This is a genomic window from Francisella opportunistica (assembly GCF_003347135.1).
In the GTDB taxonomy this organism is placed as follows: domain Bacteria; phylum Pseudomonadota; class Gammaproteobacteria; order Francisellales; family Francisellaceae; genus Francisella; species Francisella opportunistica.
Window position 1 is genome coordinate 608,197 of sequence record NZ_CP022377.1, and the last position, 23,284, is coordinate 631,480.

Genomic DNA, 23,284 nt, shown 5'->3' on the forward strand with positions numbered 1-23,284 from the left:
ACTCTTGATTACATGCTTATTATAAATCACTCTAAATACTCTTTAAATAATTTATACTAAAAAGTTGGTAGATATATTTCTTGACTTTTAATTTAAGTTCTTGTTTTTTGTTACCTAAATATTTGAGCATGGTTAATTAATAGCTAGTTTGGTGTCTAGCCTTCAATAGAAACTTTGAAAAAAAATACCTATAACTAATTATCTAGATACAGTAAAATATTTAACTAATATATATAAAATAAAATTAATCTCTATGAAAAATGAAAAACCTAATTTTGAAGATGTAGCAGAGGCGTTAAAAGTAATGCAGGCTTTAAGCTCAGCTTCTGAAGCCCATGGCTTACTTTGTGCCTTGTTTAGTTTTGGTGCTGAAGTTAAATTTACAGCTTGGTCAGATTCTCTTATGACTAAGCCGATTGAGGATGGTGATTTGGTCGCTGCTTCAGCTTTAAAAACTATGAAAAAACTTTATGATTACACCAAATCTCAATTTGATGAAAAGGGCCTAAGTTTTGATTTGTTTATTCCAGAGGATAACGAGCCATTAATTTATCGAGCGGAAGCTCTTACATATTGGATAAGAGGATTTTTATCAGGAGTAGGTTTGTTTGGTTTAGATTTTGAAAATACAAAAGATAAAGAAATCAAGGAAGCAATTAGTGATCTGATGAAAATTTCATATATGGACTATGAAGCTTTAGGTGAAGATGAAGGTTGTGAAGAAGATTTTATCGAGTTGCTTGAGTATACAAAAGTAGCAGTTTTACTTATTGATAGTGAAAAAATTTAGGTATCAACATGAATACTAAATATGATGTGGCAATTGTTGGGGGTGGAATAGTTGGTTTATTTACTTCTCTAGCTCTAGCAAAGACTGGATGCAAAATTATCCATATCGAAAAAGATCAGCTACAAGTTAAAAATGATAATAGAAGTATCGCGGTGTCTTATTCATCAATAGCTTTTTTAAATACTCTTGGCTTGTGGGTTAAGGTTGCGAGTAAAACTCAAGCTATTAAAAAAGTTCATGTTTCAGATAAAGGTAGATATGGTCGAGCTGAGATATTTGCTAAAGATGAAAATTTGCCATTTCTAGGTGCTATTGCACCGATGCAAGAGCTTTTAGCAGTTGCTTTGCAAAGTGTTGCTGATAATCCAAATATTATCAAATCTTTTGAAACAAATGTCGTTGATTTAGATAAACACGATGGTAAGTACTTTCTAGTAGTCAAACAGCAGGGACAGACTAAAACTATAAAGGCACAGCTAATAATCGCTTGTGATGGCGCAAACTCAAGTTTGAGAAAAATGTTAGATGTCAGAGCTAAGACAACTGATTATCAACAAGATGCGCTTGTTTTTGATATTCAGACAGAACTTGAAAATGATAATACAGCTTTTGAAAGGTTTATGACTGATGGAGTTTTAGCAATGTTACCTAAGGCAAAAACTACTATGGGCTGTGTTTGGACTATTAATAGAGATAATTCAAAAGCAAAGTTAGCTTTAGGTAGTAAAGAGTTTGAACAGCTAGTCCAAGATCGCTTTGGCTACAGATTAGGAGAGATTAGACTTATTTCAAAACCTGCAGTCTTTCCCTTATATCTTGTCCAATCTGAGCAAATCTATAAAGACAATGTACTTTTTTTTGGTAATGCATTACATTTTTTGCATCCAGTATCTGGTCAGGGAATGAATTTAAGTATACGAGATATCGGCTTTTTGTATGATTTGCTTGCAAAGAGTGATTTTTCACAGAATTCAATTGCCGCTGTTTTAGTAGAATTTGCCAAAGTTAGAAAACCAGATCATGATAGGACAATTTTTGTTACTCATGGTTTTATAAAATGGTTTGTATCTAATGATACTAAGTTAGTTGCAAGTAGAAATGCTGGTTTACACCTGTTACAAAGAAGCAAGTTGGCTAAAAAAGTTTTATCAAGAGTTATGATGGGTAAACTTAGCAAAGGCTCAACTCTAATGAGAAAGGTGGTTGAAGATGAAGGTTAGAAATATTCAAAAAGATGCTGTAATTGTCGGTGGCGGTATGGTAGGCTTGAGCCTTGCTTTAGCATTGCACCAAAATGGTTTGCAGGTAGCACTTATTGAAGCAAAAGAGATTAATCATAAGCCTTTAAGCGCGGATAGAGTTGAAACAAGAGTTAGTGCTATAAATCATACTTCAAAGAGATTTTTGCAAGACTTAGGCGTCTGGCATAGTATCAAAAATAAGCGTATATCACCATATTATCAAATGCGCGTGTGGGATGATGTTGCTAATGAGAGTATCAATATTACCGCCGAAGAAATAGCCGAGCATAGCTTAGGCTGTATTGTTGAAAATGATATAATCGTTGCAGCTTTGATAGAGAAAATTGCTGATACGGGCATTGAGATTTTTGCTAATCAAAAAATCCATAAAATCCAAAGAAATGGTAATACTGAAAAGCTCTTACTACAGACAGTCATTCCGGACCCTGATCCTGAATCTTACTCCTATGGTTCTAATCAGCATAATGGCGAGATCCTGAATCAAGTTCAGGATGACAAGGATTTGTCAATCGAAACTAGTCTAATAATTGGTGCAGATGGAGCTAACTCTTTTATTCGTGATTATTTTAATTTTGAAACTAAAGTTAAACCATATAAACATACTGCAATAGTTGCAACGCTTGAGCTTGAAAAAGACCATCAGCAAACAGCATATCAGCGCTTTTATGATAAAGGCGTATTAGCTTTTTTACCCTTGGCAGATTCACATAAAGCTTCGATAGTTTGGTCTGTAAAGACTGATTATGCTAACTTTCTTATGAGTTTACCAGCTGAGAAATTTGAGATAGAACTGACTAAGGCAATTGATAATAGCTTTGGTAATATTAGTCTGCTATCAAAAAGATTTAGTTTTGAGTTAATAGAGCGTCACGTTAAGAGTTATATGCAAAACAATGTGGTATTAGTAGGTGATGCAGCACATACAATTCATCCATTAGCAGGACAAGGGGTAAATATAGGTTTTAAGGATGCTATTGCACTGACTAGAGTTTTGAGTGAGGCTTTTGCAAAGGGTCGTCTGATTGGTCATATTTCAACTTTAGACAAGTATCAGCGTGAGCGTAAGCTTGATAATACTAAGATGATAGCTTTGATGAAAGCATTTAAAGAAGTCTTTGCTAGCGATAATCAATATCTCAAAAAAGCGCGTAGAGCAGGATTTAAGTTTGTTGATAAAAATAGTATTGTTAAAAGCATAGTTGTAAAGCAGGCACTATAAAAAAAGACCCTTCGACTCCGCTCTGGGATCTATTTAAATGATGTAAATCTATAATCATAAAGAGAAAATATAAATATGAGTAATGATTTAGAAGTTAAACACCAGAAAACTAAATTTGATATTTTAAAAGAAGAAATAAAGTATTTACAGCAAGGTATAGAAGATAATCATATTAGATTGGATGATGAATATAGAAGAATAACTTATGTATTCCAAGATAGATCAAGAAATATAGATAATCCGGAAGAAAGAATACAGGCAGATACTTTTTTAAAATTAGTGTATGACTATGATTATAGCCCAGAATATATAAATCAATTTGAAGTTATAACGGATGGCTCTACTAAGAAAGAAGTAGACATGGTTGTTTATGATGATAAGGCACACGAAAAGCCTAAATTAATAGTAGAGTGTAAAAAACAAGAGGTTTCAGAATCAGAATATCGCCAAGCAGTAAATCAAGCTTTTAGTTATGCAAGATTTATTTCTCGAACTATTAAATATATTTGGGTTACATCTGGTATTTTGAATGATTATTTTAGGTTTGATAAAGATAAAAATCTAAAAGAAACATTACCAGATATTCCTAAGTTTGGTGAAGATAGAGTACCACCATTTAAGTATGCAAAAGGTGAGGTTTGTAAAGACGCCAAATACAAAGCTTATAAAGATAAAAAGTTTAAAGATATTCAAACCGTCTCTGAAGGCGAATTAACCAGAATCTTTAAGCAAGCGCATAATGCACTTTGGGCAGGAGGTCAGCTAAATCCTTCTGAGGCGTTTGATGAGTTAGATAAGCTAATATTTTGTAAAATTTGGGATGAAAGATATAACCTTGAGGGCAATAATAAAAAAGCTCGTAAAAAAGGGGAGGTGTATCATTTTCAAGTAATACAAGAAGATCTTCTTAAAGAAGATATAGAAAAAGGGAGAGCTGAGGATTATCGTACAAATAAGGCTTTAGCTGAACGAGTAAGATATATCTACAATCGTGGTAAAGAGTTTGATAAAGAAGTCTTTAAAGATGACATTAGGCTATCAGATTCTAGAATTAGAACAATCGTAAATTATCTACAGGGTGTAAATCTTAATAAAACTGATTTGGACAGTAAAGGTCGAGCTTTTGAAACTTTTATGGGAAGTTTTTTTAGAGGAGATTTTGGTCAATACTTTACGCCACGACCTATAGTTAAGTTTGTTGTAGATGTCTTAAATATCAAAAATACTGATAGAGTGTTAGATACGTCTTGTGGTAGTGGTGGATTTTTACTGCATGCTTTGGATAAAGTTAGAAAACAGGCAGATCAAGAGTATCCTGATTTTGAAACTGATATAAATGATGCAAAATATCACCATAATTATTGGCATGATTTTGCAGAAAAGAATCTCTTTGGTATAGAAATAAATGAGCAAATAGCTAGAACTGCTAAAATGAATATGATTATCCATGATGATGGTCATACAAATGTAATAGCTAGTGATGGTTTAGTTAGTTTTGATGAGATGCAAAAGACAAACAAAGAATTTAAAGCTAATTCTATGGATTTTATTATTACAAATCCACCGTTTGGGAGTAAGGTCAAAAAATCTGAAAAAAATTATCTAAAAACTTTTGACTTTGGTAATACAGAAATAGATTGGCTTGATCTAAAAACTAAAAAAAGCAAAGAAAAGGACTCACAAAGCACAGAGGTTCTATTTATAGAGCAGTGTTATAAGTTTTTAAAAGAAAATGGCTTTGTCGCGATAGTTATACCTGATGGAATACTTACAAATAGCTCATTACAATATGTAAGAGATCAGATAGAAGACTGGTTTAGGTTAGTAGCTGTAGTGTCTATGCCACAAACAGCATTTGCTGCAAATGGCGCAGGTGTGAAAAGTTCGGTACTTTTTTTAAGAAAATGGCCAATAGAAAAAAGCCAAGCTTATAAGCAGTTAAAAGTAGATTTACAAAATAATATTAAAGATTCGCAAAATTATGAAAATACTTGTAAAGCTATAGAAGCTGAGAAAAAAGAGGTTATAAAAAATCATACAGGCTTTATAAATACTACAGCAGAGACTGATAAAAAAGCTATAGAAAAAACATCAGAGTTTAAAGATTGGAAAACAGAAATCTCAGCAGAATATAATCAAAAGTTAGCAGATTTCAAAGAAAAGCTAACAGATCTATATCAGGAGCAGAGAAAAGAGCAAATAAAATCTCAAAATCTTGATTATCCGATATTTATGGCGATAGCTGAAAATATTGGCTATGATGCAACAGGTAAAGAAACTGGTAATAATGAGCTAGATGAAATACAGCAGCATCTAACAAAATTTATCAAGGATATTGAAGATGGCAGAATATAAACTTGATAGTTCTGTAGATAGTAATAGAATTTTTTTGGTGGATTATTCTGAATTACAAAATAGGATTGATCCACACTCTTATCATAGAGATAGATTTGATGTTATTTATGCTTTAGAAAAAATAGAATGTAAGTCATTAAAAAGAGTTGCAAAATTCTCTAAGAGAATAACAAATAAAGTTTCGGATGGTGATATCTATATAGGTTTGGAAAATATAGAAAGTAATACAGGGAGTTATATTAAAACAGAAGCAAAGGAAAGTATAAGTAGTGCTAATATTTTTAAAAAAAATCAGATACTGTTTCCTAAATTAAGACCTTACTTGAATAAGGTTTATTTAGCTACTTTTGATGGACTTTGTTCAACAGAGTTTCATGTTTTAGAAAGTGCTTTAGACTCCCTAAATAATAAATACCTATATATCTATTTGCAATCTAACCTAGTGGTTTCTCAGACTAAACATTTAATGACAGGTAATACCTTACCAAGATTACAAACAGAAGATATAAAAAATATACTAATCCCATTACCAAGCCCAGAAATTCAAAAGCAAATAGTTCAAAAATATGAACAAGCCTATCAACAAAAGCAGCAAAAAGAACAAAAAGCAAAAGAATTACTAGCTAGTATAGATAGTTATTTACTAGATAAGCTTGGTATAGAGTTACCAGAAAAAGATAATTCACTACAAGCTAGAATTTTTACCACAAATTTTAGTGAAGTTAGTGGTGGTAGATGTGATGTGCAAGATATGAAAAATAGTTTTTTAAAAGTCGAAGGTGGTATTTTTAATAATGTATGTTTAAAAGACTTATGTAGCATTAAAAAGGGTCAAAGTATTACATCTAGTAATATAGAAGATGGAAAATATCCTGTTATTGCTGGAGGTAAAACAAGTCCATATAATCATAAATACTTTAACTATAATCAAGAAGTTATAACAATTAGTGCAAGCGGGGCATATTCTGGGTATGTTTGGTATCACGATTATCCTATTTTTGCCTCTGACTGCTCTGTGTTATGGTCAAAAGATGAGCAACTAGTTTCTAATAAGTATATTTTTGAAATTTTAAAATTAAAGCAAGATGATATTTATAGTTTGCAACAGGGCGCTGGGCAACCACATGTTTATGCAAGTGATTTGATGAAAGTGAAAATACCACTACCACCACTTACACCAGCACAAGCAAAGGCGGGTGAAATATCTCAGCAGGAGATAGTAGAACATATCTCAGCTATACGAGCAGAGGCAAAGCAGTTACAACAAGAGGCTATAGCCGATTTAGAAGCTACAAAAGCAGAGATAGAAAAGATGATTTTGGGATGATTCTCCTCTCGGTCACTGAGCGAAGTCGTAGTGTGAGAGGAGTACCTTGCATAGCAAGGGGAGGTGTGGCAGATGATAGTAAACCTAAGTGATAAAGTATGCTTTTAGAACACACCCCACGTTAAGCTAAGATAACTTTATTAAAGACCCCTGAGCGGAGTCGAAGGGTCGAATATAAAAGTAGTTTATTAAATTATAAAAAACAAGACTTCGACTCCGCTCAGCCAACTTGTTTTTTTATAGATAAATCATTTGGAGTGAATAAAGTGAAAGGTTATATGTATATTCTAAAAGGTAGTGATAATTCCTACTATACAGGAAGCACTAATAACCTTGAATATAGACTTTATCAGCATATGAATGGAGAGGGCGCAAAACATACAGCTAAACGGCTACCAGTAGAGTTAGTTTATTTTGAAGAATATAGCAGAATAGACGAAGCATTTGGTAGGGAGAAGCAGATACAAAAATGGAGCAGAGCTAAAAAGGAGGCTCTTATAAATGAGTTCCCTGAAAATTTACAAGCTCTAGCAGAATGTATGAATGAAACACATTGTAAAAATAAAGATTAACCCTTTGAGTAGTATATGCTGAGCGTAGTCGAAGCACTCAGGGGTCTTTGGGCTAAAAGGAGATTTTAAGTTTTATATATACAAAATATAGATGTTAAGAAGAATCTAGATGGTGTAATGAGATATTTGAAAGATTATTGTAAAAAGTTGGGTGCTAATAACACACCTCCCTCTGTGTAGCAGAGTACTCCTCTCACACTACGACTTCGCTCAGTGACCGAGAGGAGAATATTAAAAAAGAAAATGATTTAGGAAGTAGTATATGGCTATAAAACTAAAAGGAATAATAAACTCTAAGCTTGGAAATATTTGTCTAAGAGGAGAGGCAAGAATAAAAGACCTTATAAAAGTTTCAGAACCTGATAAATCATATCAGAGAGAAGCTGATAGTCAACATTTAGAAAAACTAAAATTGTATATACAAAAAGAGGTTGAAAATAGATATTTTCCTGAGTTAACTTTTGCCTTAAAAATAGCAGATTTTGAACTATTTAACGCCAAGCTAATAGATAGCAAGTCTTCAAAACTAGATATTTCTGAAAGCGTTTCTATATTTATAAAAAAGGTCAAATCAGTAAAAGCAACAAGAGCTTCGGAAGAGTTTGAGTTTTTTACATTATATATTAGGGATAATCATACTCCACTGTTCAGAATAGATGGAAATCACAGGCTGGAAGCAGCAAGAGAAGAAATAGGGTCTATGGTTGTTAGTTTTACTATTATTATATTTAATAATGAGAATTATGAAAAAACAGCCCCAATTATTTTTAATAATATAAATTATAAGCAGCTTCCTATATCAAAGGAGCAAAATATAAAAAGGATTATCGAAGGTAAATATAAAAATCACTATATTTATAATGATGAAGATCTGATAAGAGAATTTGAAGATTATTATCCAATGATTAGAAAATTAGGGAGAATAGATTTTAATAAAGATTGGATTGATGAAAAGGTTCAAAAAGAGCCTTATGAAACTACTCATGATATTCTTGAAGAAGCTTATAAAAATAGTCAATTACATAAACTAAGCGATAAAAAAATTAAAAACGCTATTGATAGAGTTATTTCATGTTTTGATTTTTGTAAAGACGATAATCTACTTAACAAAGGAGTGTTAGTTGCTGGTATTAGGACTTTTTTAGAAAGTAATTGTTCACCCCAAAGACTAGAGGTATATAAAAATTGGGTTTTAAAGCAAAATCTTTTAAATATTTATGTTAAAGGAAAAGAAATATATAAAATTTTTTCAGAATATTTAAAAACTCTAACACATACTATTTTTGTATCTATGCCTTTTAATTATGAAAGTAGGATTGAAAATCCTTATAATTCTTTGCAAAACGTCGTAGGTAAGATAAATAGTGAGTATGATATAAATTTAAAACTTTTAAGGATAGATAGAAAGCCTAAAGTAAATGCAAATAATATTCCTAAAGATGTTTTAGATGGAATTAAAGAATGTGGGCTACTCATAGCAAATTTAAGTGATGATGAGCAGCAAAATATCAATGGTAATGTTTATCATGAAATTGGTTATGCTATGGGACTTGAGCAAAGTGAAGATAAAACTAAAAGAATAAAACTTATAAAACATAAGAAAACTGAGTTGGTAGGTTTTAATATCAAACCATATAGGTATTTGGAATATGGTGATAATATGGAAGATTTTGAGAGAGACATGAAACAAGAACTACTAGATTTTTATGGTTTAGTATAAATGTAGGTAAAAAATGAAAACGGATGATTTTGATTATAAATTACCAGAAGAGCTGATTGCTAGCTATCCATTAGAAAATCGCGATGCTAGTAGGCTACTAAAGTTAAATAAGCAAACAGGTGAGATAGCAGATTATAGATTTACTGATTTTATTGATTTTATAACGCCAAAAGATTTACTTGTTTTTAATAATAGTAAAGTAATGTTAGCGCGTTTGTATGGTAACAAAACTACCGGAGCAAAGCTTGAATACCTTATAGAAAGGATCAAAACACCAAAAGTTTTTGAAACGCATATCAAAGCTAATCGCTCACCGGCTATTGGTAGCGAAATATATGTTGAGGATACGACAGCAAAAGTTTTAGGCAAAGATGGTGGAATGTATTTACTTGAATTACAAGGCGACAAAGATATTTATCAGCTGATGGAAGAATTTGGTCATATTCCATTACCACCATATATGAAGCGTGAAGATGAAGAATTTGATGCCCAGAGATACCAAACTGTATATGCTAAAGATCTTGGTTCAGTTGCAGCGCCTACAGCTGGTTTACATTTTTCACAACAGCTAATGCAACAAATAAAAGATAAAGGTGTTGGTATTGCTTATATAACTTTGCATGTCGGCTCTGGAACTTTTAAACCAGTACAAGTTGATAATGTCGAGAGTCATAAAATGCATGCTGAAGTAATAACTGTACCAATAGATGTTTGTCAAAAAATCAGGCAAACAAAAGCAAATGGTGGTAGAGTTATAGCTATAGGTACAACTTCGGTGCGTTCAATTGAAACAGCAGGGCAAAGCGGTCAGATTGAACCTTATCAAGGTGAGACGGATATCTTTTTATATCCTGGTAAGAAGTTTAATGTTGTAGATGCAATGATTACAAACTTTCATTTACCAAAGTCTACTTTGATTATGCTTGTAAGTGCTTTTGCCGATAAACACAAAATTATGCAAGCATATCATCATGCCATAGCTCAAAAATATAGATTTTTCAGTTACGGCGATGCGATGTTTATTTATTAAAAATATAATGTTCTATAGTTACGCTTAACTTTGGAATATTAACTTAAACTAATAGATTTCCACTTGTAAGGTAATAGCAAATAATTTTGGATTATTAAGGAGAAAAATGAAAAATAAAGCGTTCTTTTTTGATATTGATGGTACTTTAGTATATGAAAACAAAGGCAAACTTTGTGTTTCAGAAAAAAATATCCATGCAATAAAAAATCTCAGAAAACAAGGTTATAAAACTTTCATAGCTACTGGTAGGACACAGGGCTTTATTCCATCAGCAGTTCTTGAGCTACCTATGGATGGTTTTATTACTGCTAATGGCTCAGTTGTAAGAGTCGACGATAAACTTGTCTATGAGAAACTTTTCCCGCAAAGTGCTATAGATAGTGTTTTAAAATTCTGTGAGAAACATAATCATGACTGGCTCTTTGAAGGTGAGTTCGCCTATGTAAATAACCTTGAATCAGATGATCTTAGCTATTTTTATGATAATGTTATTGTCAATAAAGACAAAATTATTACGGCACATAACCTATATAATGTAACAATCTATAATGCTTTGGTTTTAGGTAGAAATGTCGATGTAGTTGCGTTGCAGCATACACTTGGTGATGATTATGTCACCGCACCACATAATGAGCATGGTTACGTTGATTGTTATCTGGCTGGCCATACAAAAGCTAATGGTATTGATAAAGTAGTTGAGTATTTAGGTCTGGAAAACTATGAGACTTATGCTTTCGGTGATGGTAATAATGACCTAGAAATGTTTGATAGGGTTGATGTTGCAGTTGCAATGGAAAATGCCTCACCACAATTAAAGGAAAAAGCCGATTTAATCACTAAAACAAATTATAATGATGGTGTTTATTATAGTTTAGTTGAATTAGGGCTAATAAAGAGTTAGTTAAATATTGGTTGCTTTAAGCTATGCTTCTCGAGGCTTTGTAAATGCTAAAATGTAAAATAAAGGTGCATTTATTAAGGCAATAATATATTTTATTACTAATGTTGATATTATTATGTCAAAAGCATAATTCATTGGTAAAACCCCAGCAAATGCAAACCCATAAGTAATAAGAGTTGTATCAAGTATTTGTGATATTAGAGTTGAGCCAGTGTTTCTCAGCCATAGCCATTTTATATCAGAACTATAGCTTTTTATTTTTGAGTAAATAAGTACATCAAAAAGTTGCGATATTAGATATACCATATTACCAATAATCACAGCTTTTAAGGCTCCACCATCGATAGAGAAAAATAGGTTAAGTGCTTTATTAGCATCATTGTAAAAAGGATCATTCAAACTAGTAGATAATGTTGAGATAAACATAAAAAACATAAATGATATCCCGAAAAATATTGACTTTAATACAGCTTTGCGTGCTTCTTGTCGACCATATTTCTCATTAAGTAAATCGTTAGCGGTAAAAATGCCTCCAAACATAACATTACCAAGTGTTGCAATAATATGAAATCCAGCGATATCATAAGCAACACCTTTATTAACTTGGATATTTGCAGCAATTACACTTATGACTATAAATACATGAACTCCTTTTTTACCAAAAAGCTTGAAAGATAAAAATAAAATTGAAAAATCAATAAGTGTGGATAATATTAAAATTTGAAAATTAGTCATTTATTTTCCTATAGTTTTGTTAACCCTGGATAGTTGCGAACAGGGGATTAAAAATCTGCTATAATATAGCAAAATAGTTCATCAATAACAAATAAATTTTTGACAAGGAGTTCAGATGCGCTTTGCTCATGTAATGTTACGAGTAAAAGACTTAGAGAAGTCTGTGGATTTTTATACGAATGTACTAGGAATGACGGTACAGAAAAAAATTGATAATACTGAATATAAATATACTTTAGCATTTCTAGGTTATGGAGATATCTCTAATCATACAGTTCTAGAGCTGACATATAACTGGGGTAAGCATGAGTATGATCATGGTAATGCTTTTGGGCATTTGTGCATGCAAGTAGAGGATGTTTATAAGGCTTGTGATGATGTCAAAGCAAAAGGTGGCGTTGTAACTCGTGAGGCAGGCCCTGTAAAAGGTGGTGCGCAGATTATTGCATTTATAAAAGATCCAGATGGTTATCAAATAGAACTTATTGAAAAAGCTTAATGAATAAAGATAGATTAAATATATTAGTTATAAGAGGCTATTATAGTAAAGGTGATAGCGTTGAGAATGTTGATGTTGATGGTATAAAAGTTAAGGTAACAACAGTTGCTTTAGGACGACCTATTTTTGTTAGAAGAAAATTAAAACGGATTATTAATAAATACAAGGTTAGTGCCGGTAATTATGATCTAATTTACGCGGTATCAATGTCTGCTGGTATTTCATCATTAATAGATGAGGAGCTATATGAGAAACTTCACTTGATTACGCCATTTTTTATTCATCATAAAACTATGCGTGTGCTTAGTAAAGTGAAGTTTAGAAAAATGCTTGGAGCATATTTTTTATTATTGATGAATGGTAAATTAGGTAAGTTTCATGAGGCTATCCGTGTTACCTTGGCAGAGAATGATCAAATTGTTGATAATAAATTTTTTGAGAGTAAATGGAGTAATGTAAGCTGTATTAAAAACATTGATCATACTCTTACTAAAGAAATTGTTGAAGATATCATTAGAAAAGATATTAGTAATCTAAGAAAAGAAGTTTTTGGTGACTTAGCTTTACCCTCGTGAAAAAGTTGAATGGTGAAAGAGCCAATATATTAATAGTCCCCATATGCCAAATATTAAACCAACTAAAATCCATATATTTTTAGGTAGTAATATAGTTGTAAGCCTTCTATCTAAAACTTTAGGAATATCTTTAGCGATTCCTAGACCACAGAAAATGTGAATTAAAATATTAAAAGCTGTAATTATTGGTAGAGAATTATTTATCAAAGTTGCTGATATAGTGTTAATATCCATATATAAAACCTTTAAAAAACTATTTTTGCGTGTTCTTTAGCATGATAAGAATTTTGGTAGTAGTCTCGAATAATTTCAACAACTTCATCAATAGTATCAACAAGATGTAAAATTTTAAGATCATTTTTATCTATGACATCATTTTCTAACATTGTTGTTTTTATCCAGTCTACTAACCCTTCCCAGAAATCTTTACCAAAAAGGATAATTGGCATATATGCTTTTTTCTTAGTTTGAACGAGAGTTGCAGTATCAAAAAGTTCATCCATAGTACCAAAACCTCCGGGCATTACTATATAAGCCATAGAATGCTTAATAAACATTGCTTTTCGAGTAAAAAAATATCTATAAAGTAAGCTAATATCTTGATATTTGTTAGGAGTTTGTTCATGTGGTAAAGTTATATTTAAGCCTACACTATAAGAGCTACCCAAAGATGCTCCTTTATTACCTGCTTCCATTATACCAGGCCCGCCACCTGTAATTATTGTAAAACCATGATTAGATAGTTTCTCTGCTATTTTAACTGCTTCTAAGTAATATTTGTTATTCTCTTTTAACCTTGCTGATCCAAATATACTTATAGCTGGAGTAAGTTTATCTAGACGCTCATAACCTTCTACAAGCTCAGATGTTATTTTCATAATATTCCAGGTTTCTTTAGCGCGATCAAAGGTTACTTCACCATTATGTATAGGAACTATTTTTTTATTTTTATAATTCATGGAGTATTTCTCTCACCAAATTAGGCTAGTGTTTAATTTTATGATTAATTATAATTATATATATTACTTTGAAATATTTGTACTGTATAATCAAGTTGAGTGAATTCTATTGCTTAGATTTAAATTTAAAATAAAACATTCATAAAGGAGAGTTTAAATGGGTTTTCTAGCAGGAAAAAAAATATTAATTACAGGGCTTTTAAGTAATAAGTCGATAGCTTACGGTATCGCAAAAGCTATGCATAGAGAAGGTGCAGAGCTTGCTTTTACTTACGTTGGTCAGTTTAAAGATAGAGTAGAAAAATTATGTGTAGAATTTAATCCTGCAGCAGTTTTGCCTTGTGATGTAACTTCGGATCAAGAAATCAAAGATTTATTTGTAGAGCTTGGTAAAGTGTGGGATGGTCTAGATGGTATTGTTCATTCTATAGCTTTTGCGCCTCGTGACCAGTTAGAAGGCAATTTTATTGATTGTGTAACTCGTGAAGGCTTTAGTATTGCTCACGATATCAGTGCGTATTCTTTTGCAGCATTAGCTAAAGAAGGTCGCAGCATGATGAAGAACCGTAATGCTTCTATGGTAGCTCTTACTTATATCGGTGCAGAAAAAGCTATGCCAAGTTATAACACTATGGGTATTGCTAAAGCATCTCTAGAAGCTACAGTTAGATATACAGCTTTAGCTTTAGGTGAAGATGGTATCAAAGTAAATGCTGTATCAGCTGGTCCTATCAAAACTCTTGCAGCTTCTGGTATCTCAAACTTTAAGAAGATGCTTGATTATAATGCTATGGTTTCTCCACTTAAGAAAAATGTTGATATTATGGAAGTTGGTAATACTGTAGCGTTTTTATGTTCAGATATGGCAACAGGTATAACAGGAGAAGTCGTTCATGTGGATGCTGGTTATCATTGTGTGTCTATGGGTAATGTTCTCTAAGCAAAATTTATCACCTTAATAAATTTACTTTATTGGAAAAACTTCTTAATTAATCTAAATAGATGTAGATCTTATAAGTATAATTTAAACTAATAATTATTAGATAATATAAAAGTACTTAAAGATTTACGCCCAGCGAAGCTTTTTTCAACTAATGATTTAAACTACTAGGTGTTTTTTATCTAAGTCCAAGTTTGACAAGATCATGCATCGTTATTATGCCTAGTATATTATGATCTTCATTGATTACGGCTAAACTTGTAATTTCAAATTTCTCCATTTTTTCGAGTGCAGTTATCGCCATCTCTTCTTTAGAGACTGTTTTAGGGTTTTTTGTCATGACTTCACAGATAGCTCGCTGAGAATTGAAACTCTCTGCTTCAAACATTCTTCTTAAGTCACCATCGGTGAAAATACCTAAAAGTTTGTTATTTTCGATAATTAAAGTACTCCCAACTCCTTTATCACTGATTTCTAATATTGCTTTACGAATATTATCTGTTGGTTTAACTATTGGTATCTCACTACCTTTACGCATAATATTCTCAACTTTTAAAATTAATTTTCTACCTAAGGCACCATTAGGATGTGAGAAGGCAAAGTCTTTTGCTGAGAAGTTTTTTGCCTTAAGTAATGCAATAGCTAAAGCATCACCTAATACTAAAGTTGCTGTAGTGCTTGATGTAGGAGCAAGATTAAGTGGGCATGCCTCTTTGTCAACATTTAGATTAAGAGTAATATCACTGTTTTTAGCAAGTATAGATTTTGGATTACTAGTCATAGCAATTATTGGGATATCAAGATATTTTAGCATTGGCATTAATCCCATGATTTCTGAGGAGGTTCCAGAGTTTGAAATAGCTATTAATACATCACTTTTGGTAATCATACCAAAATCACCATGCCCAGCCTCACCTGGATGTACGAAGAAGGCAGGCGTGCCAGTACTAGCGAGTGTTGCAGCCATTTTTTTACCTATATGACCTGATTTTCCCATACCTGTTATTATTACGCGGCCTTTATCACGACTATTTTTTAGAATAATCTCACAGGCTTTTTCAAAACTCCCATCAATAGAATTTTTTAATTTTTCTAATGTTTCTATCTCTAAACGAAATGTCTCTACAGCATTTTTAATATGGCCAGTCACGCTAATCTCCAAAAAATAATAAGTAATAAAGCTTGCTAAACTTGCTAATAAATCTTTTTAGCTAATATCTATCGGCATAAATTTTATATTTTATATAACCAAATTTTACTTTCAATATGATAGAATTTTCAAGTGTATTAAGTTATTTAAACTAGTTATTATGAAACATATTCAAATAAATCCTTCTATACTCTCTGCAGATCTTGCTAGATTAGGCGATGATGTTAAAGCAGTTTTAGCAGCTGGCGCTGATAATATTCATTTTGATGTTATGGATAACCACTATGTACCTAATCTGACATTCGGACCTATGGTACTTAAAGCTCTGAGAGACTATGGTATAACTGCTGGTATGGATGTTCATCTTATGGTTAAACCAGTAGATACTTTGATTGAGAGTTTTGCCAAAGTTGGAGCAACTAGTATCGTTTTTCACCCTGAAGCAAGCGAACATATTGATAGAAGTTTACAGCTGATTAAATCTTTTGGTATTCAGGCTGGGCTTGCCTTAAATCCTGCTACAGGTATAGATTGTTTGAAGTATGTTGAGAGTCATATTGATAGAGTATTAATAATGTCAGTAAACCCTGGTTTTGGTGGGCAAAAGTTTATTCCAGCTATGCTTGATAAAGCCAAAGAAGTTTCGCAATGGATTAAATCTACAGCTAGAGATATTTTGTTAGAGATAGATGGTGGGGTAAATCCGTACAATATCGCTGAAATAGCAGCATGCGGGGTAAATGCCTTTGTTGCCGGTTCAGCTATTTTTAATGCTGATAGCTATAAGCAAACTATTGATAAGATGAGAGATGAACTCAATAAAATTTAATTTAGCGATCATTCTCAGAACAATAGAGCTAGGGATATCTGTAATAGTTGTATTACTAAGTTACTCTATACCTTTACATCTATTAAATTACGATACTAGTAATTTTAGTAGTTTTAATTTTATGGCGGTTTTTATAGCAGTAACATCTTTATTAATTTTTCTTATAGCAGAATACACTAATGGTGAAAAGGTATCTAAATCAAGAAATGTTCTAAAAGTTTTATTGTGTGGATTAGCTATTGCAATTATTATAACATCACTAGCGTTTTTTTTAAGAGGATTCTCATTTCCGCGTAGCTTAATTATTTTAGGTTTTTTGCTGCAACTGGTGATGTTATCTGTATCACGTAATATTTTTAGGTGGTTGATAAGAAATACTATCTATAGCAAAATCTTAATTATTGGTTTAGAACAAGAGCAAGAGTGGCTTTTTGCTAAGGCGGAGGCTGTTAAGCTACCTAGAGAAATAATTGCTGGATACTTAAGTATAGATAACGAGGGTTTGAGCCTAGCTGATGTGGCATATAGCTATAAAAAGGCATTTATCTAAGATAAAGCATTGCAGCTATTAGATGATAATGATTTATCAATTCTAAGCAAATATAACCTTGAAGTGGTTCTTATCCCAAGAAAATATGAAATATCAATTTGGGGAGCGGTACTAGTGCCTCTTGGCGATAGCTTAGCTATGAGTGTAAAAAATTTTGGTTTATCGTATGAAGCAAAAATTATCAAAAGAATTTTTGATATCTTTTTTAGTTTAGTAGTTATTATCTTAACATTGCCGATCATGCTACTAACTGCTGTGGTGATTTATTTAGAAGACAGAAATTCACCATTTTTTATTCAAGAGCGAGTTACTAGAAATGGAAAAAGATTTAATTTAATAAAATTCCGCAGTATGAAAGTAAACGCTGAATCACAAACTGGAGCAATTTGGGCTGTTGATAATGATATTAGAATCACAAAAGTCGGTAAAATAATTCGTCCTATATGGCTAGACGAGCTACCGCAGTTTTTTAATGTCTTAAAAGGCGATATGTCGATAGTAGGGCCACGACCAGAGCGACAGGAGTTGATAGATAAGTTTAGCCAAGAAATTCCAGAGTTTTTCTACAGGACAAAAGTGAAGGCAGGTATCACAGGCTATGCGCAAGTTTTGACAAGTTATACAACTCTACCAGAAAATAAGTTAAAGTTAGATCTAGTATATATTAGGCGCTGGAGCTTTATATTTGATATATTAATAATTATAGAGACTATCAGAGTTATTGCTATGAAAATTTTGCGGTTGTTTATAAAAACTAAACAACAGTCTCAATTAAATTTTGTAGAGAAAAAAGATAAAAACTATATAGAGTATATTTATGAATAAAAAAATCTTAGTAACAGGTGGTACAGGTTATATAGGTAGTCATACAGTGGTAGAACTTCTTGATAGAGATTATCAAGTTGTGGTGGTTGATAATCTTTCAAATAGTAAATTATCTGTAGTAGATAGACTTAAAAGAATCACAAACAAAGATTTTGGTTTTTATCAAATAGATCTTTTAGATAAAACTAAGCTAGCAAAAGTTTTTCAGGAGGATGATATTGATGCAGTGATTCATTTTGCCGGCTTTAAAGCTGTAGGTGAGAGTGTCGAGAAGCCGCTCGAGTATTATCATAATAATATCCAAGGCACTTTAAATTTACTTGAGCTAATGCAAGAGTATAAAGTTTATAACTTTGTGTTTAGCTCATCAGCTACTGTATATGGGATGAACAATAAACCACCATTTACAGAGGATATGCCTCTAAGTACAACTAATCCTTATGGTGCAACTAAGTTGATGTTAGAAGATATTTTGCGAGATTTGCAAAATGCTAATAATAATTTCAATATCACTTGTCTTAGATATTTCAATCCGGTAGGAGCTCATAGCAGCGGTATGATAGGTGAGGATCCACAAGGTATCCCTAATAATCTCATGCCTTATGTCGCGCAAGTAGGTGCTGGTAAGTTAGCTAAACTAAGCATATTCGGTGGTGATTATGAAACTAAAGATGGTACTGGTATTAGAGACTATATTCATGTGGTAGATTTAGCAATAGGTCATATACTAGCATTAGAAAAGCTCCCACAAGATAAACCTGGTTGGCGAGCTTATAATCTTGGTTCTGGAAATGGCTATTCTGTATTAGAGATTGTCAAAGCTTATGAAAAAGCGCTAGGTAAAGAGATTCCATACCAGATAGTAGCTAGAAGAGCAGGTGATATTGCAGCGAGTTTTGCAGATGTTGCCAAGGCTAAAAGAGAATTAGGCTTTAAGACGCAAAAAAATATAGATGATATTTGTCATGATATGCTTAAATGGCAAAATTATGCAAAAGAGAATAATATCTAGAAAATGAAAATCTTACATGTTTTTAAATCTTTTTATCCATATACTTATGGCGGTATAGAGAAATTTATACATGAGCTATCGAATGCTATTGCTAAAAAGTACGAGGTTGAGATACACATACTCGCTATGGGTAAAAAAAATCAAACTATATATAAAGGGCGTGTTGAAAACTAGCCATATATAGAATAATATTTGTTAAAATATAGTTATATTAATTTTCATATGCTTATCTGATGAATCAACTAGAGATGATAAGTCTTAATGACTTAGTACCGAGAAATCATATATATCGTAAGTTTGTATCGATTTGGAATTTTAAAAATGTTGCTAAGAAATTAAAGAAGTTTGAAAAAGATAACCCTTATAAAGGTTATGGAATGCTACGTTTATTTAAATGTTTACTATTACAATTTATGGAAGATCTTAGCGATAGAGAATTAGAGAAATATCTACAAGAGAATAACGCAGCAAAATGGTTTTGTGAATTTACATTATTAGAAAAAACTCCCGATCATAGTGTATTTTGTAAATTTAGAAAGAATATAGGTACTCGTTTTATATCGGAAATTTTTAATGATTTAAGAAAGCAATTAAAACAACAAGGATTTATCAATGAAGTCTTTAGTTTTGTTGATGCTAGTCACTTAATAGCTAAAGCTAATCTTTGGAAAGAAAGAGATAAAGCTATCAAAGAGAAATATGAAAAGTTAAATAATGAAATACTTCCTAAAGTAGCTATAGATAAGCAAGCACGTATAGGCTGTAAAGGTAAAGATAAATTTTGGTATGGTTATAAGAAACATACTAGTGTAGATATGCAGAGTGGACTGATTAATAAAGTAGCTGTGACACCTGCCAATGTTACAGACGCAAAGGGTATAAAATATGTTTGCCCTGATGGTGGTGCGATTTATGCTGATAAGGGATACTGTACAAAATATGCTAACAAAACTGCCAGGGATAACTGTTGTGACCTTAAAGCTATAAAGAAGAATAATATGCTTGGTAAAAATCATGATCAAGACAGTTGGTTTAGTGCTATACGTTCACCTTATGAAAGAGTGTTTGCTCATCAGGATAAACGTGTTAGATATAGAGGAGTTTCAAAAAATCACTTTGCTGAACTGATGAAATCTATTTGCTTCAATCTTAAGCGACTTGTAGTGCTTGACCCACTCAATTTGTGCTTGAACTAGGATACGTGTATCCAAATATCAGAAATATTAATAAAACATAAAGAAAAACTTTAGAATAGTGGCCTAAGATGCACAGCGTTAAAGAATTAAGCTTTAAACACACAAATTGGGTAAGCTTTCAACAGCCCCATAAAGGTTTGTATACACTACATTTTGCTAAAACAAATTTAAATATTGCTTCGACAACTTTCTCATTTTCAGCGATTAAGAAATTCAAAGAATTAACTAAGCAAGTTGATATTATCCACTATCATTTTCCATATCCGTATGCTGATTTGTTACATATTATCTGTAGACCAAATAAATCTTACATAGTCACTTATCATTCAGATATTATTAAACAAAAAAGGTTGATGATGTTATATAAGCCTTTAATGAGAAAATTCCTTAAGGGCGCAAAGTATATATTACCAACATCACCAAACTACCTTGAGACTAGTGAAACTCTAAAAGAAATACAAACTCCTAAAAAAGTTATTCCAATGAGCTTGAATCAAGAGGATTATGGAATTTATACAGAAGAAAAAAACCCTACGGAAAGTTCAATGAGCTTGTCGAAGTGCGATCCAGAATCTCAAAAGCATGATAAGATAGTCAGTAATAGTTGTGAGATGCTGAATCAAGTTCAGCATGACAGTAGTGTGGCTGTCACTCCAAATACTGGTCTAGAATCAACAACCTCCTCCGTCATTCCCGAACGCGATTTAAAGTCAGCCACCACTGTCATTCCGGGCTCCGATCCTGAACCTCTATCCGCTAAAGAAAATTATCTCTATTGGGAAAATAATATAGGCTTTGAAAAATTCTTTATTTATATAGGTGGCCTGAGATATTACAAGGGTTTAGATGTCTTGATTGATGCAATGCAAGAGCAAGATTATCCACTTGTTATAGTTGGTGATGGCGATCAAAAGGAGTTGCTTGAGCAAAAAGTTAAGCAAAATAATCTACAAAATGTTAAGTTTTTAGGAGCATTAGACGACAAGGATAAATTATCATTGCTAAAATTAAGTTATGCTTTGGTGTTACCTTCAAATATAAGGACAGAAGCATTTGGATTAGTTTTGCTTGAGGCAAGTATATATTCAAAACCAATGATAACTTGTGAGATTGGCACAGGTACAACCTTTGTAAATATTGATAAGCAAACAGGATTAGTAGCTAAGCCAAATGATAGTCAAGATTTAACTAAAAAGCTCAAAGAGCTTTGGCAAGATGAACAAAAAGCTCAAGAGTATGGAGCTAATGCTAAAGCTAGATTTGATGATATCTTTAGTCTAGATAAGATGGTTGTCAGTTATAAGTCGGTTTATGATGAAGTGGTACAAAATGACCATTAATTTGAAACTATCAGAAGGATTTAAAAGATACTTCTTGAATACTGGATGGTTATTTATCGGTAATATATCAAGAATGTTAGCATCTCTACTAGTAGGGATATGGGTTGCTAGATATCTAGGACCAAAAGAGTTTGGTGCTTTGAATTATGCTAGTAGTTTTGTCGCACTTTTTAGTGTGCTAACAACTTTGGGACTAGATGGTATAGTTGTCAGAGAATTAGTGAAGGATTCAAGTAAATCAAATAATATTCTGGGAACCGCTTTTGGTTTGAAATTATTAGGCTTTTTTGTTTTGCTGATAATACTATCTGGAGCTCTTTATTTTGCAGAAGAGAGCTTATATACAAAGAGTATAATTTTTGTAGTGGCACTATCTACTATGATGCAGAGTTTTAACATCCTTGATTTTTATTTTCAGAGTCAAGTAAAGAGTAAATTTGTAGCGTTGGCGAACTTAATCTCTCTTGTAATATCATCAATTACAAAAATAATACTTATTTTATGTGGTGCTGAGCTAATTTATTTTGCTGCAGTTGTTGTCTTAGATAGCTTTACTTTATCGTTAGGATTTATATATTTTTATCAATCTAAAAAGTTTGGTAATATTAAAAATTGGCGCTTTAAGTTTGCTGTTGCAAAGTCATTATTAAGAGATAGTTGGCCTTTGATCTTGAGTGGTTTAGCAGTATCTATATATATGAATATAGATCAGGTTATGATAAATCATATGCTTGGACCACAAGAGGTGGGGCAATTTGCTGCGGCTGTAAGGATTAGTACGGTTTGGTATTTTATACCAGTAGTTATATCATCATCACTTTTCCCTGCTATTATCAATGCAAAAAAGGTAAGTGAGCAACTATACTATACAAGGCTTCAAAGGCTTTATGATTTGATGGTGTGGATGGCTATAGCTATTGCACTTCCTATGACATTTCTAAGCGATTGGGTAGTTAATTTGCTCTATGGACAAGAGTATAATCAAGCAGGTAGTGTGCTTATGATTCATATTTGGGCTGGGATATTTGTATCTCTTGGAGTTGCTAGTAACAGATGGCTTTTAACTGAAAGTATGCAAAAAATATCTTTTTATAGAACAGCTTATGGATGCTTAGCGAATATTATTTTGAACGTTATTTTAATACCAAGATATGGTATTCAAGGTGCAGCGGTAGCAACTTTAGGTGCTAACTTTTTGGCTGCTTTTTTCTTTGATCTCTTTAATGAGAAAACAAGAAAAGTTTTTTTTATGAAACTAAAAGCTTTTATTTTAATCAAAAGGAGATGAGATGATAAATCTTGTAACCACCGGTTTAAGTTCCAATAAATAGTTATAATGAAGTTTGTTGGAGCAGGTAGATGTTAGATTGTATTTTAAACTTAGAGCATATTGACTCTGTAAAGGAGATTAATTTGGATCTAGCATCGAACCTCATCATGATGCATATGACATCGTATAGGAGAATGGTTAAGCCGTATAATGTCCCTAGAAAAAAAT

At 32.2% G+C, this 23,284-nt stretch carries 21 protein-coding genes and 3 pseudogenes; 20 read left to right on the top strand and 4 right to left on the bottom strand.

The features are described 5' to 3' along the window. The first annotated feature begins 253 nt into the window (after positions 1 to 253). From CGC45_RS02960 to CGC45_RS03005, 10 genes and pseudogenes are all read left to right on the top strand, one after another. Positions 254 to 790 (top strand): UPF0149 family protein, encoded by a 537-nt coding sequence (locus CGC45_RS02960; RefSeq protein ID WP_071628891.1) that lies wholly within the window; start codon positions 254 to 256, stop codon positions 788 to 790. A gap of 8 nt (positions 791 to 798) precedes the next feature. Further along, positions 799 to 2,010, top strand: coding sequence for an FAD-dependent monooxygenase (locus CGC45_RS02965; RefSeq protein WP_071628892.1), 1,212 nt, complete (start codon positions 799 to 801; stop codon positions 2,008 to 2,010). Continuing rightward, entirely contained in the window at positions 2,000 to 3,271 is a 1,272-nt protein-coding gene (locus tag CGC45_RS02970; RefSeq protein WP_071628893.1) for a UbiH/UbiF/VisC/COQ6 family ubiquinone biosynthesis hydroxylase, read from the top strand. The genes CGC45_RS02965 and CGC45_RS02970 overlap by 11 nt, the downstream gene beginning before the upstream one ends. Positions 3,272 to 3,346: 75 nt before the next feature. Continuing rightward, complete coding sequence (locus CGC45_RS02975; RefSeq protein WP_084387436.1) at positions 3,347 to 5,626, top strand: type I restriction-modification system subunit M; 2,280 nt, start codon at positions 3,347 to 3,349, stop codon at positions 5,624 to 5,626. Beyond that, positions 5,613 to 6,953, top strand: coding sequence for a restriction endonuclease subunit S (locus CGC45_RS02980; RefSeq protein ID WP_071628894.1), 1,341 nt, complete (start codon positions 5,613 to 5,615; stop codon positions 6,951 to 6,953). Before CGC45_RS02975 ends, CGC45_RS02980 begins: the two co-directional genes overlap by 14 nt. A 278-nt stretch (positions 6,954 to 7,231) precedes the next feature. After that, positions 7,232 to 7,525: a GIY-YIG nuclease family protein gene (locus CGC45_RS02985; RefSeq protein ID WP_071628895.1), complete on the top strand. Its 294-nt coding sequence runs from the start codon at positions 7,232 to 7,234 to the stop codon at positions 7,523 to 7,525. A gap of 69 nt (positions 7,526 to 7,594) precedes the next feature. After that, positions 7,595 to 7,705 (top strand): annotated as a pseudogene (locus tag CGC45_RS09285) (endonuclease domain-containing protein); the annotation flags it as partial. 82 nt (positions 7,706 to 7,787) lie between these two features. Beyond that, positions 7,788 to 9,245, top strand: coding sequence for a ParB N-terminal domain-containing protein (locus tag CGC45_RS02995; RefSeq protein WP_071628896.1), 1,458 nt, complete (start codon positions 7,788 to 7,790; stop codon positions 9,243 to 9,245). A gap of 13 nt (positions 9,246 to 9,258) precedes the next feature. Then, positions 9,259 to 10,275 (top strand): tRNA preQ1(34) S-adenosylmethionine ribosyltransferase-isomerase QueA, encoded by a 1,017-nt coding sequence (gene queA, locus CGC45_RS03000; RefSeq protein ID WP_071628897.1) that lies wholly within the window; start codon positions 9,259 to 9,261, stop codon positions 10,273 to 10,275. A 106-nt stretch (positions 10,276 to 10,381) separates the two neighbouring features. Continuing rightward, entirely contained in the window at positions 10,382 to 11,176 is a 795-nt protein-coding gene (locus CGC45_RS03005) for a Cof-type HAD-IIB family hydrolase (protein ID WP_071628898.1), read from the top strand. 21 nt (positions 11,177 to 11,197) lie between these two features. On the opposite strand, the gene CGC45_RS03010 is transcribed toward CGC45_RS03005, so the two are convergent. Continuing rightward, positions 11,198 to 11,911, bottom strand: a complete 714-nt coding sequence (locus CGC45_RS03010) for a queuosine precursor transporter (RefSeq protein ID WP_071628899.1) — start codon at positions 11,909 to 11,911, stop codon at positions 11,198 to 11,200. A gap of 115 nt (positions 11,912 to 12,026) precedes the next feature. Between CGC45_RS03010 and gloA the strand changes: the two genes are divergently transcribed. Then, positions 12,027 to 12,410, top strand: coding sequence for a lactoylglutathione lyase (gene gloA, locus CGC45_RS03015; protein ID WP_071628900.1), 384 nt, complete (start codon positions 12,027 to 12,029; stop codon positions 12,408 to 12,410). Then, complete coding sequence (locus CGC45_RS03020) at positions 12,410 to 12,985, top strand: hypothetical protein (RefSeq protein WP_071628901.1); 576 nt, start codon at positions 12,410 to 12,412, stop codon at positions 12,983 to 12,985. Before gloA ends, CGC45_RS03020 begins: the two co-directional genes overlap by 1 nt. Here the strand turns inward: CGC45_RS03020 and CGC45_RS03025 are convergent. Continuing rightward, the gene (locus CGC45_RS03025; RefSeq protein WP_071628902.1) at positions 12,974 to 13,219 is read right to left on the bottom strand and encodes a hypothetical protein; all 246 of its coding nucleotides are present in this window, start codon (positions 13,217 to 13,219) and stop codon (positions 12,974 to 12,976) included. The two genes, CGC45_RS03020 and CGC45_RS03025, sit on opposite strands and share 12 nt — an antisense overlap. A gap of 11 nt (positions 13,220 to 13,230) precedes the next feature. Continuing rightward, a complete protein-coding gene (locus CGC45_RS03030; protein WP_071628903.1) occupies positions 13,231 to 13,944 on the bottom strand; it encodes an LOG family protein in 714 nt (237 codons plus the stop codon). Positions 13,945 to 14,101: 157 nt separating this feature from the next. Here CGC45_RS03030 and CGC45_RS03035 point away from each other — a divergent pair, with 157 nt between their 5' ends. Next, positions 14,102 to 14,884 carry an enoyl-ACP reductase FabI gene (locus CGC45_RS03035; protein ID WP_071628904.1) on the top strand — a complete coding sequence of 261 codons (783 nt, stop codon included), beginning with the start codon at positions 14,102 to 14,104 and terminating at the stop codon, positions 14,882 to 14,884. A 178-nt stretch (positions 14,885 to 15,062) separates the two neighbouring features. Here CGC45_RS03035 and CGC45_RS03040 read toward each other — a convergent pair whose 3' ends face one another. Next, positions 15,063 to 16,034 (bottom strand): KpsF/GutQ family sugar-phosphate isomerase, encoded by a 972-nt coding sequence (locus CGC45_RS03040; protein WP_071628905.1) that lies wholly within the window; start codon positions 16,032 to 16,034, stop codon positions 15,063 to 15,065. A gap of 160 nt (positions 16,035 to 16,194) precedes the next feature. Here CGC45_RS03040 and rpe point away from each other — a divergent pair, with 160 nt between their 5' ends. The 7 genes and pseudogenes from rpe (at position 16,195) to CGC45_RS03080 (ending at position 23,074) form a co-directional block, all read left to right on the top strand. Beyond that, complete coding sequence (rpe, locus tag CGC45_RS03045; protein WP_071628906.1) at positions 16,195 to 16,863, top strand: ribulose-phosphate 3-epimerase; 669 nt, start codon at positions 16,195 to 16,197, stop codon at positions 16,861 to 16,863. After that, positions 16,844 to 18,238: pseudogene (locus CGC45_RS03050) on the top strand (sugar transferase). The gene rpe and the pseudogene CGC45_RS03050 overlap by 20 nt, the downstream one beginning before the upstream one ends. After that, a complete protein-coding gene (gene galE / locus CGC45_RS03055) occupies positions 18,231 to 19,250 on the top strand; it encodes a UDP-glucose 4-epimerase GalE (protein WP_071628908.1) in 1,020 nt (339 codons plus the stop codon). The pseudogene CGC45_RS03050 and the gene galE overlap by 8 nt, the downstream one beginning before the upstream one ends. Before the next feature lie 3 nt (positions 19,251 to 19,253). Beyond that, a pseudogene (locus tag CGC45_RS03060) lies at positions 19,254 to 19,406 on the top strand (glycosyltransferase family 4 protein); the annotation flags it as partial. Positions 19,407 to 19,483: 77 nt separating this feature from the next. Beyond that, complete coding sequence (locus CGC45_RS03065) at positions 19,484 to 20,446, top strand: transposase (protein ID WP_071628504.1); 963 nt, start codon at positions 19,484 to 19,486, stop codon at positions 20,444 to 20,446. A gap of 68 nt (positions 20,447 to 20,514) precedes the next feature. Next, a complete protein-coding gene (locus tag CGC45_RS09140; RefSeq protein WP_371665000.1) occupies positions 20,515 to 21,786 on the top strand; it encodes a glycosyltransferase in 1,272 nt (423 codons plus the stop codon). Next, complete coding sequence (locus CGC45_RS03080; protein WP_071628910.1) at positions 21,776 to 23,074, top strand: flippase; 1,299 nt, start codon at positions 21,776 to 21,778, stop codon at positions 23,072 to 23,074. The genes CGC45_RS09140 and CGC45_RS03080 overlap by 11 nt, the downstream gene beginning before the upstream one ends. The last annotated feature ends 210 nt before the right edge of the window (positions 23,075 to 23,284 follow it).

Bases quoted from the DNA above. Each gene is read 5' to 3' on its own strand.
- CGC45_RS02980 (WP_071628894.1), top strand. From the start codon at position 5,613: ATGGCAGAATATAAACTTGATAGTTCTGTAGATAGTAATAGAATTTTT.
- queA (WP_071628897.1), top strand. From the start codon at position 9,259: ATGAAAACGGATGATTTTGATTATAAATTACCAGAAGAGCTGATTGCT.
- CGC45_RS03065 (WP_071628504.1), top strand. From the start codon at position 19,484: ATGAATCAACTAGAGATGATAAGTCTTAATGACTTAGTACCGAGAAAT.
- CGC45_RS02970 (WP_071628893.1), top strand. From the start codon at position 2,000: ATGAAGGTTAGAAATATTCAAAAAGATGCTGTAATTGTCGGTGGCGGT.
- rpe (WP_071628906.1), top strand. From the start codon at position 16,195: ATGAAACATATTCAAATAAATCCTTCTATACTCTCTGCAGATCTTGCT.
- galE (WP_071628908.1), top strand. From the start codon at position 18,231: ATGAATAAAAAAATCTTAGTAACAGGTGGTACAGGTTATATAGGTAGT.
- CGC45_RS03020 (WP_071628901.1), top strand. From the start codon at position 12,410: ATGAATAAAGATAGATTAAATATATTAGTTATAAGAGGCTATTATAGT.
- CGC45_RS02975 (WP_084387436.1), top strand. From the start codon at position 3,347: ATGAGTAATGATTTAGAAGTTAAACACCAGAAAACTAAATTTGATATT.
- CGC45_RS02985 (WP_071628895.1), top strand. From the start codon at position 7,232: ATGTATATTCTAAAAGGTAGTGATAATTCCTACTATACAGGAAGCACT.
- gloA (WP_071628900.1), top strand. From the start codon at position 12,027: ATGCGCTTTGCTCATGTAATGTTACGAGTAAAAGACTTAGAGAAGTCT.
- CGC45_RS03025 (WP_071628902.1), bottom strand. From the start codon at position 13,219: ATGGATATTAACACTATATCAGCAACTTTGATAAATAATTCTCTACCA.
- CGC45_RS03035 (WP_071628904.1), top strand. From the start codon at position 14,102: ATGGGTTTTCTAGCAGGAAAAAAAATATTAATTACAGGGCTTTTAAGT.
- CGC45_RS02995 (WP_071628896.1), top strand. From the start codon at position 7,788: ATGGCTATAAAACTAAAAGGAATAATAAACTCTAAGCTTGGAAATATT.
- CGC45_RS03030 (WP_071628903.1), bottom strand. From the start codon at position 13,944: ATGAATTATAAAAATAAAAAAATAGTTCCTATACATAATGGTGAAGTA.
- CGC45_RS03010 (WP_071628899.1), bottom strand. From the start codon at position 11,911: ATGACTAATTTTCAAATTTTAATATTATCCACACTTATTGATTTTTCA.
- CGC45_RS02965 (WP_071628892.1), top strand. From the start codon at position 799: ATGAATACTAAATATGATGTGGCAATTGTTGGGGGTGGAATAGTTGGT.
- CGC45_RS02960 (WP_071628891.1), top strand. From the start codon at position 254: ATGAAAAATGAAAAACCTAATTTTGAAGATGTAGCAGAGGCGTTAAAA.
- CGC45_RS03080 (WP_071628910.1), top strand. From the start codon at position 21,776: ATGACCATTAATTTGAAACTATCAGAAGGATTTAAAAGATACTTCTTG.
- CGC45_RS09140 (WP_371665000.1), top strand. From the start codon at position 20,515: ATGCACAGCGTTAAAGAATTAAGCTTTAAACACACAAATTGGGTAAGC.
- CGC45_RS03005 (WP_071628898.1), top strand. From the start codon at position 10,382: ATGAAAAATAAAGCGTTCTTTTTTGATATTGATGGTACTTTAGTATAT.